At 42.2% G+C, this 16347-nt stretch carries 18 protein-coding genes; 13 read left to right on the top strand and 5 right to left on the bottom strand.

Annotated features, from left to right (window positions below; translation table 11 throughout):
- Nucleotide 1: 1 nt before the first annotated feature.
- The 12 genes from speB (at nt 2) to FG28_RS19280 (ending at nt 11442) form a co-directional block, all read left to right on the top strand.
- Complete coding sequence (gene speB / locus FG28_RS19335) at nt 2-940, top strand: agmatinase (protein WP_036385723.1); 939 nt, start codon at nt 2-4, stop codon at nt 938-940.
- The gene (locus FG28_RS19330; RefSeq protein ID WP_036385721.1) at nt 933-1907 is read left to right on the top strand and encodes a deoxyhypusine synthase family protein; all 975 of its coding nucleotides are present in this window, start codon (nt 933-935) and stop codon (nt 1905-1907) included. Before speB ends, FG28_RS19330 begins: the two co-directional genes overlap by 8 nt.
- Nucleotides 1908-1909: 2 nt before the next feature.
- Nucleotides 1910-2230: a hypothetical protein gene (locus FG28_RS19325; RefSeq protein ID WP_036386912.1), complete on the top strand. Its 321-nt coding sequence runs from the start codon at nt 1910-1912 to the stop codon at nt 2228-2230.
- Nucleotides 2231-2308: 78 nt separating this feature from the next.
- Nucleotides 2309-2761 (top strand): NUDIX hydrolase, encoded by a 453-nt coding sequence (locus tag FG28_RS19320; protein WP_036385719.1) that lies wholly within the window; start codon nt 2309-2311, stop codon nt 2759-2761.
- A complete protein-coding gene (locus tag FG28_RS19315; protein WP_036385716.1) occupies nt 2727-3143 on the top strand; it encodes a VOC family protein in 417 nt (138 codons plus the stop codon). The genes FG28_RS19320 and FG28_RS19315 overlap by 35 nt, the downstream gene beginning before the upstream one ends.
- Nucleotides 3143-3928, top strand: a complete 786-nt coding sequence (locus tag FG28_RS19310) for an RMD1 family protein (RefSeq protein ID WP_036385713.1) — start codon at nt 3143-3145, stop codon at nt 3926-3928. The genes FG28_RS19315 and FG28_RS19310 overlap by 1 nt, the downstream gene beginning before the upstream one ends.
- Before the next feature lie 11 nt (nt 3929-3939).
- A complete protein-coding gene (gene rimK, locus FG28_RS19305; RefSeq protein WP_197062671.1) occupies nt 3940-5313 on the top strand; it encodes a 30S ribosomal protein S6--L-glutamate ligase in 1374 nt (457 codons plus the stop codon).
- Between the two features lie 66 nt (nt 5314-5379).
- Nucleotides 5380-5754, top strand: coding sequence for a hypothetical protein (locus FG28_RS19300; RefSeq protein ID WP_036385709.1), 375 nt, complete (start codon nt 5380-5382; stop codon nt 5752-5754).
- A gap of 633 nt (nt 5755-6387) precedes the next feature.
- Entirely contained in the window at nt 6388-7356 is a 969-nt protein-coding gene (trxB, locus tag FG28_RS19295; RefSeq protein ID WP_036386911.1) for a thioredoxin-disulfide reductase, read from the top strand.
- A 236-nt stretch (nt 7357-7592) separates the two neighbouring features.
- Nucleotides 7593-8924 (top strand): DUF1080 domain-containing protein, encoded by a 1332-nt coding sequence (locus FG28_RS19290; RefSeq protein WP_051947505.1) that lies wholly within the window; start codon nt 7593-7595, stop codon nt 8922-8924.
- A 12-nt stretch (nt 8925-8936) separates the two neighbouring features.
- Nucleotides 8937-10259, top strand: coding sequence for a Gfo/Idh/MocA family protein (locus FG28_RS19285; protein ID WP_036385704.1), 1323 nt, complete (start codon nt 8937-8939; stop codon nt 10257-10259).
- 4 nt (nt 10260-10263) lie between these two features.
- Nucleotides 10264-11442 carry a Gfo/Idh/MocA family protein gene (locus FG28_RS19280; protein WP_036385702.1) on the top strand — a complete coding sequence of 393 codons (1179 nt, stop codon included), beginning with the start codon at nt 10264-10266 and terminating at the stop codon, nt 11440-11442.
- Between the two features lie 58 nt (nt 11443-11500).
- On the opposite strand, the gene FG28_RS19275 is transcribed toward FG28_RS19280, so the two are convergent.
- From FG28_RS19275 to FG28_RS19255, 5 genes are all read right to left on the bottom strand, one after another.
- Entirely contained in the window at nt 11501-11950 is a 450-nt protein-coding gene (locus tag FG28_RS19275) for a hypothetical protein (protein WP_036385700.1), read from the bottom strand.
- Nucleotides 11951-12130: 180 nt separating this feature from the next.
- Nucleotides 12131-12853 (bottom strand): head GIN domain-containing protein, encoded by a 723-nt coding sequence (locus tag FG28_RS19270; protein ID WP_036385698.1) that lies wholly within the window; start codon nt 12851-12853, stop codon nt 12131-12133.
- Nucleotides 12854-12939: 86 nt separating this feature from the next.
- Nucleotides 12940-14673 (bottom strand): PspC domain-containing protein, encoded by a 1734-nt coding sequence (locus tag FG28_RS19265; RefSeq protein ID WP_036385696.1) that lies wholly within the window; start codon nt 14671-14673, stop codon nt 12940-12942.
- A 9-nt stretch (nt 14674-14682) separates the two neighbouring features.
- Nucleotides 14683-15012, bottom strand: a complete 330-nt coding sequence (locus tag FG28_RS19260) for a PadR family transcriptional regulator (protein ID WP_036385693.1) — start codon at nt 15010-15012, stop codon at nt 14683-14685.
- A gap of 171 nt (nt 15013-15183) precedes the next feature.
- Nucleotides 15184-15666: a DUF4870 domain-containing protein gene (locus FG28_RS19255; RefSeq protein WP_036385691.1), complete on the bottom strand. Its 483-nt coding sequence runs from the start codon at nt 15664-15666 to the stop codon at nt 15184-15186.
- Between the two features lie 167 nt (nt 15667-15833).
- Here FG28_RS19255 and FG28_RS19250 point away from each other — a divergent pair, with 167 nt between their 5' ends.
- Nucleotides 15834-16289, top strand: coding sequence for a DUF4442 domain-containing protein (locus FG28_RS19250; RefSeq protein WP_036385688.1), 456 nt, complete (start codon nt 15834-15836; stop codon nt 16287-16289).
- Nucleotides 16290-16347 lie beyond the last annotated feature (58 nt).

Below are 16347 nucleotides of genomic sequence, written 5' to 3'. Positions count from 1 at the left end.
AATGAAAACGAATAGAATGTATGCCGGTATTCCAAAGGAATACGGGTCGGCTGAAAAAGCCAAAGTTGTATTGTTGCCCGTTCCGTATGATGGTACCAGCACTTGGGGCAAAGGCGCTGACAAAGGCCCGGAAGCCTTTTTGGAAGCTTCAGAAAATATGGAGGTGTATGACATTGAGACAGATAGTGAAGTCTATAAAGTAGGGATTTACCTGGCTGACCCAATCGATGAGTTGGGTACGCCCGAAACCATGGTCAATGCAGTACATAAAACTGTAAAGGAGTATATTAAGCGAAACAAGGTGGTGACTATGATAGGTGGGGAGCATTCCATTTCCATAGGTGCCATTAGGGCCTTCAACGAATGTTTTGAGGACCTTACCGTGTTGCAGATTGATGCCCATGCCGATTTGCGAAAAGAATACAATGGCTCAAAATACAACCATGCCTGTGCCTTGTACGAAGCCAATGAGACCACAAATTTGGTGCAGGTGGGCATTCGCAGCATGGACCATTCAGAAACATTGGTCATGGACAAGGACAAGGTATTTTTTGCCCATGAGATGGTAACCGATGATTTTTGGATGGACAGTGCCATAGATTTGATGACGGAGAATGTGTACATTACTTTTGATTTGGACGGGTTGGACCCCTCCATTTTGCCCTCCACAGGAACCCCGGAACCGGGTGGTCTTTTCTGGTATGAAACCCTTGACTTTTTAAAGCGGGTATTCGAGGAAAGAAATGTGGTAGGCTTTGATATTGTTGAATTGTGCCCTAATACCAACGACCGGACGTCGGATTTTTTGGCGGCCAAATTATATTACAAAATGTTGAGCTACAGGTTCAACGAAAAAAATGAATATATAGAAGATGGATTTGTTGAAGGAGACGAAGATTTCAAGAAATCCAACACAATACTAGATGATTACGATGAGTAACAAAGGAGAAATATCACAATTTATTGAAAAATACTACCTTCATTTCAATGCAGCTTCCCTTGTGGATGCCGCAAAAGGGTACGAAGCACAATTGAACCAAGGTTCCAAAATGCTCGTTTCCTTGGCAGGGGCCATGAGCACTGCTGAATTGGGCAAGATTTTTTCTGAAATTATACGAACTGAAAAAGTACACATTGTTTCCTGTACCGGGGCCAACTTGGAAGAAGATTTGATGAACCTTGTGGCGCATTCCCATTACAAAAGAGTGCCCAATTACCGTGACCTTACCCCTCAAGATGAATGGGATTTATTGGAAAAAGGATTGAACCGCGTAACCGATACTTGCATTCCTGAAGAAGAAGCATTTAGACGGTTGCAAAAGCACATCTTCAAACTTTGGAAAAAGGCCGAGGAGGAAGGCAAACGCTATTTTCCGCATGAATATATGTACCAACTTTTATTGTCCGGTGTTCTGGAAGAGTACTATGAAATTGACATAAAAGATTCATGGATGTACGCCGCAGCTGAAAAAAATCTGCCCATTGTGGTTCCCGGATGGGAAGATAGTACCATGGGGAACATTTTCGCTAGCTATGTCATTAAAGGTGAATTAAAGGCCAGTACCGTAAAATCCGGAATCGAATACATGACCTTTTTGGCGGATTGGTACAGCAAGAATTCAGAAAACGGCATTGGCTTCTTTCAAATAGGGGGCGGTATTGCAGGTGATTTCCCGATTTGTGTAGTGCCAATGTTGTATCAAGATTTGGAGCAGACCGACATCCCTTTTTGGAGCTATTTCTGCCAGATCAGTGATTCCACAACAAGTTTTGGTTCCTATTCCGGTGCAGTGCCCAACGAAAAAATTACCTGGGGGAAATTGGACATCCACACCCCTAAATTCATAATAGAGTCAGACGCGACCATTGTGGCGCCATTGATTTTTGCTTACCTCTTAAACATGTAATGATGAAAAACAGACAATCATTGGCGTTAAAACGCGTTATTGTGGATTACAAGAAGTTGGATAACCACATGCTTAACCTTTTGGTGGAAAAATATCCCGATGGATATGATGATGACGATATTGTCACCTACCGAAATGCCAGCAATGAAGTAGTGGAGTGTATAGAGGTACGTACCGAAGATACTGCGTATCTGATAAAAGTGAGCAAACGCCTGGTCATGGCCATGGAGGATTTTGATGTGAACGATGATAATGAAGACAGTGATGAGGAAGCATCACTGGATACGGATGCGTTGGAAGAAAATCCCGATGATGAGGAATAGACATTTAGGTCAGTAGCATTGAGATATCAATTATGAAAGGGCAGGCCAGTCCCAACCCTTTCATAGAAATATAGCGATATGAAAAGAGTGGTCAAATCACGTCTGATCGCCTTGCATAAAAATAAGGTGCTGGTACTGCAAAAAGTGGGCAGACCGCTACGGTATACGTTGCCAGGCGGCGTAAAGAAAAAGAAAGAGACGGAGGAAGAGACCCTGATCAGGGAAGTGGGGGAGGAAATTAAATTAAGACTGTCGCCCGGTGAAGTACAGTTTTACCTGTCCCACATTAAAAAGGGCAATTCAGGTGCCATCATTAAGAATTATTTTTTGATTCAATTGAAACCGTCTTCCATCAAAGTAAAGGAAAAGCACAAGTTTGAGGCTGCCTTTTGGGTAGATTGGAAAGAAGCCTTGCCCTTCATGGACAAATCGGATAGGTTGGCGGTACGATCATACTTTAAAAGTTTTGGAAGAAAAGCAAAGAAAAACGGAAAAAATGGAGGTCAAGTTCCACCTCGCCTTGCCATGTAAGGACATAGCAGAGACCAAGGCCTTCTATCAAGAGGTCATCCAGGCCAATTTGGGTAGACATACCGAAAAATGGTTGGACGTCGACCTTTTCGGTCATCAATTGACCTTTACGCAATCGGGAAATTTCAACTTCGATTTTAAGAACTATCGTTTGGAAGATTATATCTTGCCATCGTTCCACTTCGGGATCATTGTTCCCGCGGCTATTTGGGGCGAACTGTACACAAGATTATTTCAAATGGACTTGGAAATTACCACAGAGGCCACTTTTATGCAGGACAAGGTAGGGGAGCACCTCTCCTTTTTTGTACAGGATCCCAACGGGTATATGGTGGAATTTAAAAGTTTTAAGGACGCCACCGAGATTTTTGCAACAGAATAATGGACTTTAAGGCCATAGCCCTTCATCTAGCCGGAAGCATTGATATTTTCGGCTGTAGACAGGCGTTTGACAAAAAACTATTGTTTGGAGATCGGGATGAACTTTTTTATGCCGATGAGGGTGGGTATGTTTATATTTTCAGATATGGTATTGTGTCCTTTTTTGGATTCGATGAAGCCTCCATTGCGGCCACTACGGAAGAAATCAAACCGTTCTGCGAAGGATGGCAACAATCGGAACTTACCGAAGAAATAGATATAGAACTTTTGTCGGGCGAGGCAAAGCCCAAAGTCACCAATAACAAGATCGTTTTGCCCGAATCGGACATTGAGGCCATGCGTTTGATTTTGATGCACCTGTCACAATCCGTGGCCTTGGATTATTTTTCTGGACTTTCGGACCAGATTATGAAAGAGACACGGCAGCATACCAACCATTTGGAAATCAAGGGAAAACTGGATCTCGGTGGCAAAAACCTCAAAAAGCACATTGGAAGGGTGTTGAACATTAACAACCAAATTTCAGAAAACCTGTATATTTTTGATTCCCATGAAGTGACTTGGGAAGATGAGGATTTGGACCGATTGGACAAAAACTTGAAGCAAATCTTTGATTTAAAGGAACGCTATCGTACCATTAAGGAGCAAGGATACATCATAAAAGAAAACCTGAGTCTTTTTAAGGACATCATGGATCACAGGGAAAGCAGCCGACTGGAGTGGATCATCATTATTTTGATCTTGGTCGAAGTTGTGGACCTGTTCATCATGCGATTGATCAACTAATTATAGATTTTATTTTGGACAGTACTAAAATATTGGGCAGTGAAGAATGGTGCCGTTTGGAGGATATGGGCATTCCCGCCATAAAGGCCCGGGTAGATTCCGGAGCAAAAACCTCTTCCATTCAAGCCAGTAAAGTAAAAATTTTCACCAAAGGATTGGAAGATTGGGTACGTTTTGAAGTCAACCCTATTCAAGATAACCGCAGTATTTCCATCCTTTGCCAAGCTAAATTGTTCGATGTAAGAAGCGTGAAGAGCTCTCAGGGAATATCCGAAGAACGTCCCGTGATCAAGACCTCGGTCACCATTGGCGGTAACACTTTTGAGATTGAACTTACGCTTGCCAATAGGGACACAATGGAATACCGTATGCTTTTGGGGCGCGAGGCCATCAACACCCGTTATTTGGTTGATCCTGCACAAAGTTTTTGTCAAGGCGATATAACATCGGAGGAAATCGCTAAAAAATACCGTCCCTACATGAGTGAAAAATCGGGGTTGACCCTGGGCCTTTTGGCCAGTAACCCTGAGCTGTATAGCAACAAGCGTATCATTGAGGCGGGAGAGATGCGCGGCCACAAAGTGGTCTTTTTGAACGTGGAGAACGCATATATGAAACTGGACGCCAGTTCACCCGAAATCCGTTATCGGGGAGGAAATGTTTTGGACAAGTTTGATGCAGTTATTCCTAGAATAAAACCATCGGTAACATTTTACGGCTGCGCCCTGTTGCGTCAATTTGATACCCTGGGCGTGTACTGTCTCAATTCAGCGGATGCCATCAGCAAGTCGCGGGACAAGCTTTTTGCATCGCAATTGTTCTCCAAGAACGACATCCATATTCCCATAACAGGATTTGCCAAATCACCCATGGACACCAAGGACCTGATACGTATGGTAAACGGCTCTCCTTTGATCATAAAGCTATTGGAAAGCACCCAAGGTAAGGGAGTGGTACTTGCCGAGACCAACAAAGCTGCGGAAAGTGTAATCAATGCCTTTAAAAGTGTTCAAACGAATATTTTGGTGCAGGAGTTCATAAAAGAAGCCAATGGGCAGGATATCCGTTGTTTTGTGGTGAACGGCAAAGTAGTGGCTTCCATGCAGCGTCAGGCACAGAAAGGGGAATTCAGGGCCAATATTCATCAAGGAGGTGCAGCATCCAAGATTAAAATAACACCTGAAGAACGCAAACTGGCCGTAAAATCGGCCAAAGTCCTTAATTTGGATGTGGCCGGGGTGGACATCATTCGCTCCAACAGGGGCCCCTTACTTTTGGAGGTAAATTCATCTCCGGGCTTGGAAGGTATTGAGAATACTACGGGTATGGATATTGCCAATGTTATGATAGAAACGATTGAACGAAAGTTAAAATATCATAATTGATTGCCACCTAGGGTATTTCTTGTTAAATAATTTGCTTTTCTCATCAATTCTTTTATCTTACAAGGTATGGTTGGAAAAGAAATAGATGAACATAAAGACTTTTTAGAACGGGCGATAAATTATCTTAAAGAGAGGGGTTTTACCAATATTAAAACAGATTTGCCCGGATATGAATCACCCAAAACCTTTGTACAAAAAAAGGGTGGGACCAATCTTTCGGCAGACATATCTGCACATAAGAATGGGAGAAAATATTTTTTTGACATTAGTCTAAAATCCTTTGATCCAAGTAAGTTAAAATCCAAATGGCTCCTCTTGGATACGGTGGCACGTTTACGGTCCAACCGATTTAAAATCATAACCACAAAAGGGCATTTTAAGTTTACTGATACGCTCCTCAAGGACGTAAATCTCACTAGTAAAGACCCTATCAGAATATAGCAGACCTCCCAACGAGGTCTTTTTTTTTGATTTTCAACCAGTTTAATTCTTTCCATTAAGCCTAAATATCTTCAAAGTATTTAGGTGGCCCTTCCTGTATTTTCCCACAGATAACTTATTGACTTCATGATCCAAAAACAAGGATTATTGGCATGCTCTTGAAAAAATATGAATTCAAAACGGGTATTCGTTAACAGATATGCCCCATTGATTAATTGGGAGGATGTTAGAGCATAAATCATGGTAAGTTTACTCCAGCAAAAGCAAAACTCTTTGAAGTTATAGTACAAACCTCCAGAAAATAGGATATGTTAATTGTAAGGTGTTTACCTGTTCTTAACCTATTATCTTGTTCCAAAGAGGTTTACGTTGCGCCAGGGGGTTTTGAGGTTGAGCCCCTTGGTTGTAACGGTTTTTATAATCAAGTATAAATTCCATAAACTTGACCTACTTATCCTAGAAAAGAGCCTTTCCCATGGGCTCTTTTTTCATTTCCCGCCAAATGTATTGGAGGTATCCTTTACATTGTTCACATCTTTTAAAAAAATAGGGATAAATCACACATTTCCATTTTGTAAGGTTCTATACAAAAAAGCTACTTTTGTAAGATATAATAATGAGGAAGATTTAGCTATGTCAGAACAATTGGAAAGAATAAAAACATTGATCATAGGATCGGGACCAGCCGGATATACCGCTGCTATATATGCGGCCAGGGCAGATTTAAAACCTGTTATGTACACTGGTATGGAGCCTGGAGGACAGTTGACCACAACCACCGAAGTGGACAATTTTCCAGGTTATCCCGAAGGGATAGACGGTCCCACAATGATGATTCAATTGCAGCAACAGGCGGAACGATTTGGCACGGAAGTCAGGGTTGGTATGGTCACTGCGGTAGACCTTAGCGATGAAGTTGGAGGCATCCATAAAGTAACTGTGGATGGTTCCAAAGTTATTGAAGCGGAAACCGTAATCATTTCAACAGGTGCATCTGCCAAATATTTGAATATCCCAAGCGAACAACGTTTGCGCGGAGGCGGTGTATCTGCCTGTGCCGTTTGTGATGGATTCTTCTACAAAGGACAGGAAGTAGCCATAGTTGGAGCGGGTGATACTGCTGCCGAAGAAGCTTCTTATTTGGCCAATATCTGTAAGAAAGTGACCATGTTGGTTCGCAAGGACTATATGAGAGCTTCCAAGGCCATGCAGCATCGTGTCAATAGCATTGATAACATTGAAATAAAGTACAATACTGAGGTAGATGAGGTTCTTGGTGATCAGGTGGTGGAAGGCCTTAGAATTGTGAACAATCAAACCGGTGAGAAAGAAGAGATAGCCATTACGGGGCTTTTTATTGCCATTGGGCACAAGCCGAACACCGACATATTCAAAGGGCAACTGGACATGGATGAGACAGGTTACATCATTACCCAACCCAAATCTACCAAGACCAATAGGCCCGGAGTGTTTGCCAGTGGCGATGCCCAAGATAAAATTTACAGACAAGCTGTTACGGCAGCAGGAACAGGCTGTATGGCCGCCCTTGATGCCGAACGGTATTTGGCTGCTGTTGAAAGCAAGGAAGCTCTGGTTTCCTAAAGATTTCGTTTATAAAATAATTACTTGAAAACGTGGTCCAAATAGGCCACGTTTTTTTGTTTGCAGATATTTAATCCAAGGAAATAAATCAAAAACCTTAAATTGTGGAGGGATTGTCCAAACCAAAAAACAGTGGTTAGGACGATTCCATAAACTTCATTACTTAAGAATTAGCTAAAAACAAAACCGTGAAAACAAACAAACAATTCAGTTGCATTGGAATGTGCACCCTTCTAATGTCCGCATTTATTTTGGGATGTAAGAACGAACCTAAGGACAATACCCCATGGCAACCCCTATTTGATGGAAAAACTTTGGAGGGATGGACCATTTTAGGGGGCAATGCAACATACGAAATAGAAAACGGAGAGATTGTAGGCAAGACCGTCCACAATACACCCAACACCTTTTTAACCACCGATAAAGACTACGGGGATTTTATTCTGGAATTGGACTATTTGGTGGATTCCACCATGAATTCCGGGATACAGATTAGAAGTGCCAGTATTCCTGGATATCAAAATGGTCGTGTGCATGGATACCAAGTGGAAATTGACCCTTCGGATAGAGCCTGGAGTGCCGGGATTTATGAAGAAGCCAGACGGGGATGGTTGGTTCCACTTATTAATAATGAAGCGGCCCAAGAGGCCTTCAAACAAAATCAATGGAACCATTATCGGATTGAGGCCATTGGCGACACATTAAAAACATGGATCAATGAAATTCCTGCATCCTACTTGATTGACGAAGGTGCTGATTCCGGCTTCATCGGGCTACAAGTGCACAGTATTGGCGATGATCAAAAAGCAGGTACGGAAATTCGATGGAAAAATGTTCAGATTCTTACGGATAGCCTTCAGAACTACACCAAAGAAATGCCGTTAAATCCGATAATCACAAAAAATAACCTTACCCACCATGAAAAAGAGGAAGGCTGGAAATTGTTATGGGACGGGGAAACAACTGCCGGATGGCGTGGTGCCAAGCTGGATCATTTTCCTGAAAAGGGATGGGCCATTGAAAACGGTGAGCTCACCGTACTGCCTTCGGGTGGAGGAGAGTCAGAAGCTGGTGGAGATATCGTTACGGAAAAACAATATGACAATTTTGAACTGAAGTTGGATTTCAAGCTGACCGAAGGCGCCAACAGTGGAATCAAATATTATGTAGATACCGATTTGAACAAAGGGGAAGGTTCTGCCATTGGATTGGAATACCAATTGTTGGATGATGCGGTTCATCCTGATGCCAAATTAGGGAATCACGAAGGGAGCCGAACGCTGGCTTCATTGTATGATCTTATCCGAGCTGATACCACAAAGTATGTAAAACCTATTGGCGAGTGGAATTCGGCGCATATTATTTCAAACAACAACCATGTGGAGCATTGGTTGAATGGGATAAAAGTATTGGAATACGAACGAAGCAGTGATGATTATAAAAAATTGGTATCGGAAAGCAAGTACAAGGTATGGCCAAATTTTGGCGAAGCCAAAAAGGGAAACATTCTGCTACAGGACCATGGAAACAAAGTGACGTTTAAGAATATCAAAATCAAACAACTTTAAAAAATCAATGTCATGAACACACGAAGGGATTTTATCAAAAAAACAACTGTAGGTGCCACAGGATTGACATTGATGGGAACACCCAGCTTTGGATTGGCGAATGTTTTAGGTGCCAATGATAAATTGCGTGTAGCGGTCATTGGTGTTCGAAGCCGGGCCAAGGCCCATGTCATCGCTATTTATCAAGACCCCAATGCGGAGATTCTATACAATTGCGATGTGGATGATGTCATTATCAACGAACATAATTCATGGTGTCAGCGGAACATTGGCTATGTTCCCAAGGTGGAAAAGGATTTTAGAAAAATTTTGGAAGATAAAGACGTGGATGCGGTCTTCATTGCCACACCCGAACATTGGCATGCACCTATGGCCATTATGGCCCTGCAAGCTGGAAAACATGTCTATGTTGAAAAACCCTGTAGTCACAATCCGTATGAAAATGACCTTTTGGTGGCCGCCCAAAACAAGTATGGGAAAAAAGTACAAATGGGTAACCAACAGCGTTCGGCCAAAACTTCCATTATGGCGATGACAGACATTAAAAATGGGGTTATAGGTGAGGTTTATAAAGCGGAAGCCTATTATTCCAACAATCGGGGTTCCATAGGAAAGGGAGCGGAAATTTCTGTGCCCAAGACTTTAGATTGGGAACTGTGGCAGGGTCCGGCCCCTCGTGAATCGTATCGAGATAATGTCCATCCCTATAACTGGCACTGGTTCCGTACGTGGGGTACGGGTGAAATCCATAACAATGGCACCCATGAGATTGACATAAGCCGTTGGGCCCTAGGTGTGGATCTTCCCGAAACAGTGACTTCTTTTGGTGGAAAATATACCTATGACGATGACTGGGAATTTGTGGATAACCAGCAGGTCACCTATACATTTCCAGGAAATAAATTCATCACGTGGACTGGACATAGTAGAGGTATGATGAAACCCGAGCGTCCGGGAAGAGGGGTGACCATTTACGGCAGCAAGGGAACTATAGAACTAAGCCGTAATTTTTACAAATTGTACGATTTAGGTGGGAACCCCATAAAGTTTGAGTTTGAAAATTCGGTGAGTGCCACCACCAACACCCAAGGCATAGGAGGATTGGATGTGGATCATGTGAAGAACTTTTTTAATGCCATTCGAAAGGACGAATCACTACATGCAGACATCAACGATGCCAGTATTTCAACTATGCTGTGCCATTTAGGGAATTTCGCCCAAGATGCCGGGCATAGCTTAAAAATTGATATAAAGACTGGAAAGGTGCTTAACAACGAAACGGTAATGAACAATTGGAAGCGGGAATATGAAAAAGGATGGGAACCAAAATTGTAATTGAATGAAACGGAGAGAATTTGCGAAAACTAGTGGAGTGGCCCTAGCCGGAGTATCTACCCTGGGAGCTGGAGTTTTAACACCATCTTTCTCCAACAAAATTACCATAGGAGTTATAGGCACCGGTGATAGAGGTGGAGGGCTTATTTCCTTGATGAATGAAATTCCCGGACTTGAGGTTATGGGTTGTTGTGATGTGCTCCCTTTCCGATTGGAGAGTGGAATGAAAAAAGCAAACACGAAGGTAAAGGGGTATTCAGATTATAGAAAATTACTGGACAATAAGGACATAGATGCCGTTATTGTTTCCACACCTTTCAGTACCCACGAACAGATTGCAATGGATGCTCTTGATGCTGGGAAACATGTTTACTGCGAAAAAACAATGGCCAAAGGGTTCAATGGGATTCAAAATCTGGTCCAAGCGGCCAAAAATGCAAATACGGTGTTTCAAACTGGGCACCAATACCACAGTTCAAGGCTTTATACCCATGTGGTGGACCTTATTAAGGATGGAAAAATAGGTAGGGTAGTGGACATTGTTTGTCAATGGAACCGGAATGCCGATTGGCGCCGACCTGTGCCTAATCCAAAGTATGAAAGAGCCATCAATTGGCGTATGTACAAAGAATTTTCAGGAGGTTTGTTAGCGGAACTCTGTTCGCACCAACTGGATTTGGCCAATTGGATTTTGGATGCTGTGCCCTTGAGGGTTATTGGAGAGGGGGGCATTGATTATTGGAAGGATGGCAGGGAAACTTATGACAATGTGCACATGATCTATACCTATCCCAATGGGGTCAGGGCCAAGTTTACCTGTTTGACCAGCAATGCCAAGGATGATTACCAAATTAAAATTTTGGGAGACAAGGGCACCATTACCCTAGGATATTCCAATGCTTGGTTCTATCCGGAAAAGTCAGAGGAAAACAAACAATTGGGTGAGGTTGATGGGGTCTCAGGCGCAACTCTTGAATGGGATGAACAAAAAGGGATTCCAATTAAAATGGATCATTTAGACCCAACAAAACAGGCCTTAATGGATTTTGAAAGCGCTGTGGTAAATAATCAGGAACCCATTTCAAGTGTGGAGACAGGAGCAAAAGCAGCAATTTGTGTACAGATGGGTTTGGATGCTTTGTACAATGGTACCGTAGTTCCTTGGAAAACAGGTATCATCTAAAAGAAAAAAGGCACTGAAAATTCCAGTACCTTTTTTGTACATACCAATTCAATTAACTTTAATCTATGCGCCTGTAATTTTCAGAGAAAGTTTTGTTTCCGTCCTCATCTAAGGTTATTTGACTGTAGGTGTCACTTTGCAGATCAAGTTCAAAAACAAATTCGGTTAATGTGTCCAAGGCCTTCATCATTTCGGCATCTCCATATATGATGGTCTCGTGGAGTTCGTTGTCTGTGATATAATACGAACCATAACCAAACCTTCCGTTGTTGTCGTTGGGTACATATCTAGACCACATGACCTTGCCGTTGTAGTACATTTTTACTTGGCGGTACCCATCTGCTTTGGGCATGGTATCCGAGACATTCACACCATCATCATAACTGTAAAAACTGATCAACTCCCATGTACCTTCAATGGAATGCATGTTGTCAGGTTTTGGAGCTGTAAATCTTGTGGCCGAGATTAAAATCAACATCAAAATGGCCAATCCCAATATTTTCTTCATAGTTGTTAGTTTAGAGTTAGACTACATTTCCCTTAATAAGGTACAAATAATTTTAACAAATATTTAGAAATAGGCCTATAAAATTAAGGATGTGTTAAATGAAAAAAGGCCCGGTAAATATCCGGACCTTTAATCCTAATTAACTGAAAAAAATATTTAAGAATACACGTGCTGTTTGAATCAATATTTGTGCACACTACCTGAAACCGATTTCTTTTTCTGAACGTTGGCTTCCCCGGTATAGGATATGTCAGCTCCACTGCTGGCATCGGCCACCAAAGACTCTGAAACATTCACGGAAATATCTGCTCCGCTACTGGCATCGGCATTGCACGTCTTGGCCATAAGATCTCGAGCCTTGATATCCGAACCGCTGCTGGCATCGGCATAGAGCATGTCTGTCTTTCCAGAAAGACGAATATCCGCACCGCTGCTGGCATCGGCGGAAATCTCACGGGCCACCACTTCAACCTGCAGGTCAGAACCACTGCTGGCATCCAACTCCAAGGTTTCGGACTCGATAACATTTTGTGCAATAAGGTCCGCGCCACTGGAACTCTTCAATGCAGTAATGTTAGGAAGGGAAACATAGACTTTTTTAGTGGCTCTTCCAATATTTTCAATAGCGTGGATTTTAAGCTTTCCGTCCCTGATATCAGTTCCGATCAAATCTATGATGTTTTCATCTGCCTCAACGGTTATCTTGTATTCCTGGTCCTGGGTCACAAATACATCAAGGCCTTCCGAAGCTGATACTTCGGTAAAATCCTCTGAAACGTTTCTACTTTCTTCTACTACTTCACCATTTCCTCTTTTGCCGTCACCAAAGTTCATATCGAACATACAGGACGAAGCAAAAAGTGAAAATAGTGCTGCGATTGCTAATCTTGCTAGTGTTGTCATGATTGTTGTTTTAATGATTGATTCGAAATTCGTTATTACTATTCTTTATATGAATTACTATTTGCCCAATTGTTGAATAAAGGGTCTCAATTGTTGTTTTTCTCTCCTGCCTTTACTTTAATCCCATCCTCATTAATCTTCATCTCAAAGGAATCCTCACGATCTTTAAGGTTGATGTCCACACCATCTTCATTAATGATGATTTTTCCACCCTCTTCTTCGTCAGTATCTTCAGGTTCATCGGGACAGTCTTGACATTTTAGTTCGCCGTCATCACCCATTATCCAAGTGTAGCCTATAATACCACTACGGTAATACCCCTTATCGTTAAGGATGCCGCTGGACACATGGCCCCTAGTGGATTCATCAAACCGAACCACACTCCCATTGGGAATGTGTATGGTTGTGGTCACTTCTTGATCTCTGGCTTTGTTGGAAATATCGGTAACGAGGTGTTCATCAACAATGATTTCATTCCCTGTAACCGAAACACCATAGGCAATGGCTTTGGCCCTTTCCCTTGCGGCAAGCAGGGTACTTCCGTGTGCATCTTTTCGGATATTGATCTGGACCAAGGAATCCATGGACCTTCTCAGTTTGATGTGGACATCGTCCGAAATCAATATTTTATTATCGTTTTCGTCATAGGTAAAGGACATTCTACCAAAGTGCATGTTTTCCATGTTGTGGTCGTATCCAGAATCCTTCATTTTAATGACCAGGGTATCTTTTGGGTTAACCATCACCATTTCTTCCCGCTCATTGACACTGCCTACATTGGCAAACTCAGCAGCCTGCCTTATACCAAGGGCAAAAAGAATACCAATGGATATCAACCAAAGTCCCAACAATGAAAACTTGGCAATGTTCCCAATGGATTTTAGGTTGTTCACTAATATCTTGAGGCCCAAATAGAGCAGAAAGAAGAAGGGAATACCAAAGGCAAAGAACAGGAGGACTGAAAGTACCCAAACAGGCACACCTGTGGTTCCCACAATCTCATAAAAATCCACTCCGGGAAAATGCACGGCATTCAGCATGCCCACAGAAAAGAGTGCTATGAACAACCCAATAAGCGTTGCTGCACCTATTATGATCAACAAGATGCCAATGAACTTGCCAAATACTTTGAACAGGAACATGATAATATCCCCTATGGCATCAAAAAAGGTCTTGGAGCTGCTTTTGACCTTGTTGCCCACTTTTTCGTAGTCAACGTTTTTTACTTTGTCGGCAACATCATCAAACCCCTCTTTAACCTTGCGTTCTATATTGCTGATGTTGACAGGCTCTCCCCGCATATCCAATTTTTGCGAGGTGGTGGCCGCTTCTGGGACCAAGATCCAAAGTAAAATGTAGGCAATCAGGCCAAATCCAGTGAAAACGGCCAAAAGTATAAAGATCAACCGAATCCAAAGGGCGTCAAAACCTAAATAATGTTCCAGACCGGCACAAACACCACCAATGTATTTTTCGTCAATGTCCCTATAGAGCTTTTTGGCTCTTGGCCTTGGTTCGGCATAGGTCTTTTTGGGTTCATCCTCAAAGATGTCCTCGTCCACCATATAGTCTTCAGGTTGTCCCATGACGTTGATGACCTCGTCCACCTGCTTTTGCGTGATGACCTGCCGTTCGTTTTCCATTTTCTCTAAAAAGAGTTCGGCTATGCGAGCCTCGATATCGGCGATGATCTCATCGCTTCCCGGTGTGCCGGAAAAAGACCTTTTTATGGACTCCAAATATCGTCTCAGCTTGTTATACGCATCATCATCGATGTGAAAGAGCGTATTGGCTAAATTTATATTTACTGTCTTGTTCATTTTTGATACTTATTTTGTGTTGGTTACCAGATTGACTGCGTTTCTAAGTTCATCCCAAGTACCGTTGAGTTCATTGAGAAACAATTGACCTGTTTCGGTAAGGGCGTAGTATTTTCGGGGAGGTCCCGAGGTGGATTCTTCCCAACGATAGTTGAGCAAACCTGCATTTTTCAACCTCGTCAACAAAGGGTATATGGTACCTTCCACTACTAACATCTTGGCGTCTTTAAGGGCCTCAAGAATCTCGGAGGCATACTTGTCGTCATCCTTTAGGATGGACAAGATGCAGTACTCCAGAACCCCTTTGCGCATCTGTGCTTTTGTGTTTTCTATGTTCATAACTTCATGGTTCTAATTTAGCCGAACCGGGTTCGGTATCTGTTTAACTGTTCGTTTTTGTTTCCACTCCAGTCCCCTGTGATGAGCAGGGGAGTGGAAACGTTTTTTGATTGATGATTTTTGATTGATGTTTTTTCTTTTTTTGATTGATGATTAAACTCCTATATATGCTTATTTGATGAATTTTATGGTCAAGGGATATCGAAATGTCTCTCCCTCGTTGGTCCGTATGGTTGCCAGAATGGTATACACAATATTAACTATGGCCAGCCCAACTTGAATCACGCCGCTTATGCCTGCAGGCCAAAAAAGACGACCAAACTTAAAATCGTCGCTACTGATACTAATGTTTATATCATTAAAATCACTCAACCTGTGGATTCCAAAAAGGTCCCAATCTAATGCATCGGGCCAAAAACCAATGAAGAAGGGTATGCTGATCAAACCAGCTACAATGGAGTAGAGAAGCATACTCATTTGAAAGTTCAGCACCTGCTTACCATTATAATCCACAAACTTGTGTTCCTTTTTATTGGCAGTCCACAGAATCAAGGGTAAAATAAAATTACCAAAAGGAATGAACCATTTTGAAAAGGTGGACGCGTGAATTATCGCGGATAAATTTCGTTCGTGTTTGGTTAATGTTGTAGCCATTTTTGATTGATGATTTGCGAATAAAATTAGTTTACCTATTAGCTTACGATGCAAATATATATCCAAAAGACAGTACTATGCAAAACAAAGTACTATAAATTAACAATTATTTAACATATTGAAGTCCTTGTTATTTTGACTATTTTTAGAACTCTTAAATTCATGATATGGCGCTTACACCCAGTAAAATCAATACATTTACCTTTTTTAACCTACCGTCGGCTTGGTGGAGCGGCGTTCGACTCAAGGCTATTGACCAAAATAGAGCAGTGACTACAGTAAAGTACAAATGGTTCAATCAAAATCCATTTAAATCTATGTTTTGGGCCGTGCAGGGTATGGCGGCCGAGTTAAGTACGGGTGCTTTGGTGATGAACGAAATCCAGAAAAGCGGTAAAAAAATCTCTATGTTGGTGGCTAATAACAAAGCCACTTTTACCAAAAAGGCCACGGCAAGAATAGTTTTCACTTGTGATGAGGGTCATTTGATAGCCAAAGCCATTCAGAAAACCATTGAAACGGGCGAAGGGCAAACCTGTTGGATGAAATCCGTTGGGGTTAATGAGGATGGGGCAGAGGTCTCTACTTTTCATTTTGAATGGACGGTGAAGGTGAAGGGGTGAGAGGGTAAAAGGCAAAGGGTTGAGATTTGAAGTCTCTTTTTCTGATATCGCTGTAACA

Origin of the sequence: Muricauda sp. MAR_2010_75, from assembly GCF_000745185.1 — a bacterium.
Classification (GTDB): domain Bacteria; phylum Bacteroidota; class Bacteroidia; order Flavobacteriales; family Flavobacteriaceae; genus Flagellimonas.
Note: the sequence above shows the minus strand (reverse complement) of the source record. Positions and strands in the feature narration are given on the sequence as shown.

Bases quoted from the DNA above. Each gene is read 5' to 3' on its own strand.
- FG28_RS19250 (WP_036385688.1), top strand. From the start codon at position 15,834: ATGGCGCTTACACCCAGTAAAATCAATACATTTACCTTTTTTAACCTA.
- FG28_RS19280 (WP_036385702.1), top strand. From the start codon at position 10,264: ATGAAACGGAGAGAATTTGCGAAAACTAGTGGAGTGGCCCTAGCCGGA.
- FG28_RS19325 (WP_036386912.1), top strand. From the start codon at position 1,910: ATGAAAAACAGACAATCATTGGCGTTAAAACGCGTTATTGTGGATTAC.
- FG28_RS19315 (WP_036385716.1), top strand. From the start codon at position 2,727: ATGGAGGTCAAGTTCCACCTCGCCTTGCCATGTAAGGACATAGCAGAG.
- FG28_RS19265 (WP_036385696.1), bottom strand. From the start codon at position 14,673: ATGAACAAGACAGTAAATATAAATTTAGCCAATACGCTCTTTCACATC.
- FG28_RS19320 (WP_036385719.1), top strand. From the start codon at position 2,309: ATGAAAAGAGTGGTCAAATCACGTCTGATCGCCTTGCATAAAAATAAG.
- FG28_RS19310 (WP_036385713.1), top strand. From the start codon at position 3,143: ATGGACTTTAAGGCCATAGCCCTTCATCTAGCCGGAAGCATTGATATT.
- FG28_RS19300 (WP_036385709.1), top strand. From the start codon at position 5,380: ATGGTTGGAAAAGAAATAGATGAACATAAAGACTTTTTAGAACGGGCG.
- FG28_RS19285 (WP_036385704.1), top strand. From the start codon at position 8,937: ATGAACACACGAAGGGATTTTATCAAAAAAACAACTGTAGGTGCCACA.
- FG28_RS19270 (WP_036385698.1), bottom strand. From the start codon at position 12,853: ATGACAACACTAGCAAGATTAGCAATCGCAGCACTATTTTCACTTTTT.
- FG28_RS19275 (WP_036385700.1), bottom strand. From the start codon at position 11,950: ATGAAGAAAATATTGGGATTGGCCATTTTGATGTTGATTTTAATCTCG.
- FG28_RS19255 (WP_036385691.1), bottom strand. From the start codon at position 15,666: ATGGCTACAACATTAACCAAACACGAACGAAATTTATCCGCGATAATT.
- speB (WP_036385723.1), top strand. From the start codon at position 2: ATGAAAACGAATAGAATGTATGCCGGTATTCCAAAGGAATACGGGTCG.
- FG28_RS19260 (WP_036385693.1), bottom strand. From the start codon at position 15,012: ATGAACATAGAAAACACAAAAGCACAGATGCGCAAAGGGGTTCTGGAG.
- FG28_RS19330 (WP_036385721.1), top strand. From the start codon at position 933: ATGAGTAACAAAGGAGAAATATCACAATTTATTGAAAAATACTACCTT.
- FG28_RS19290 (WP_051947505.1), top strand. From the start codon at position 7,593: ATGTCCGCATTTATTTTGGGATGTAAGAACGAACCTAAGGACAATACC.
- trxB (WP_036386911.1), top strand. From the start codon at position 6,388: ATGTCAGAACAATTGGAAAGAATAAAAACATTGATCATAGGATCGGGA.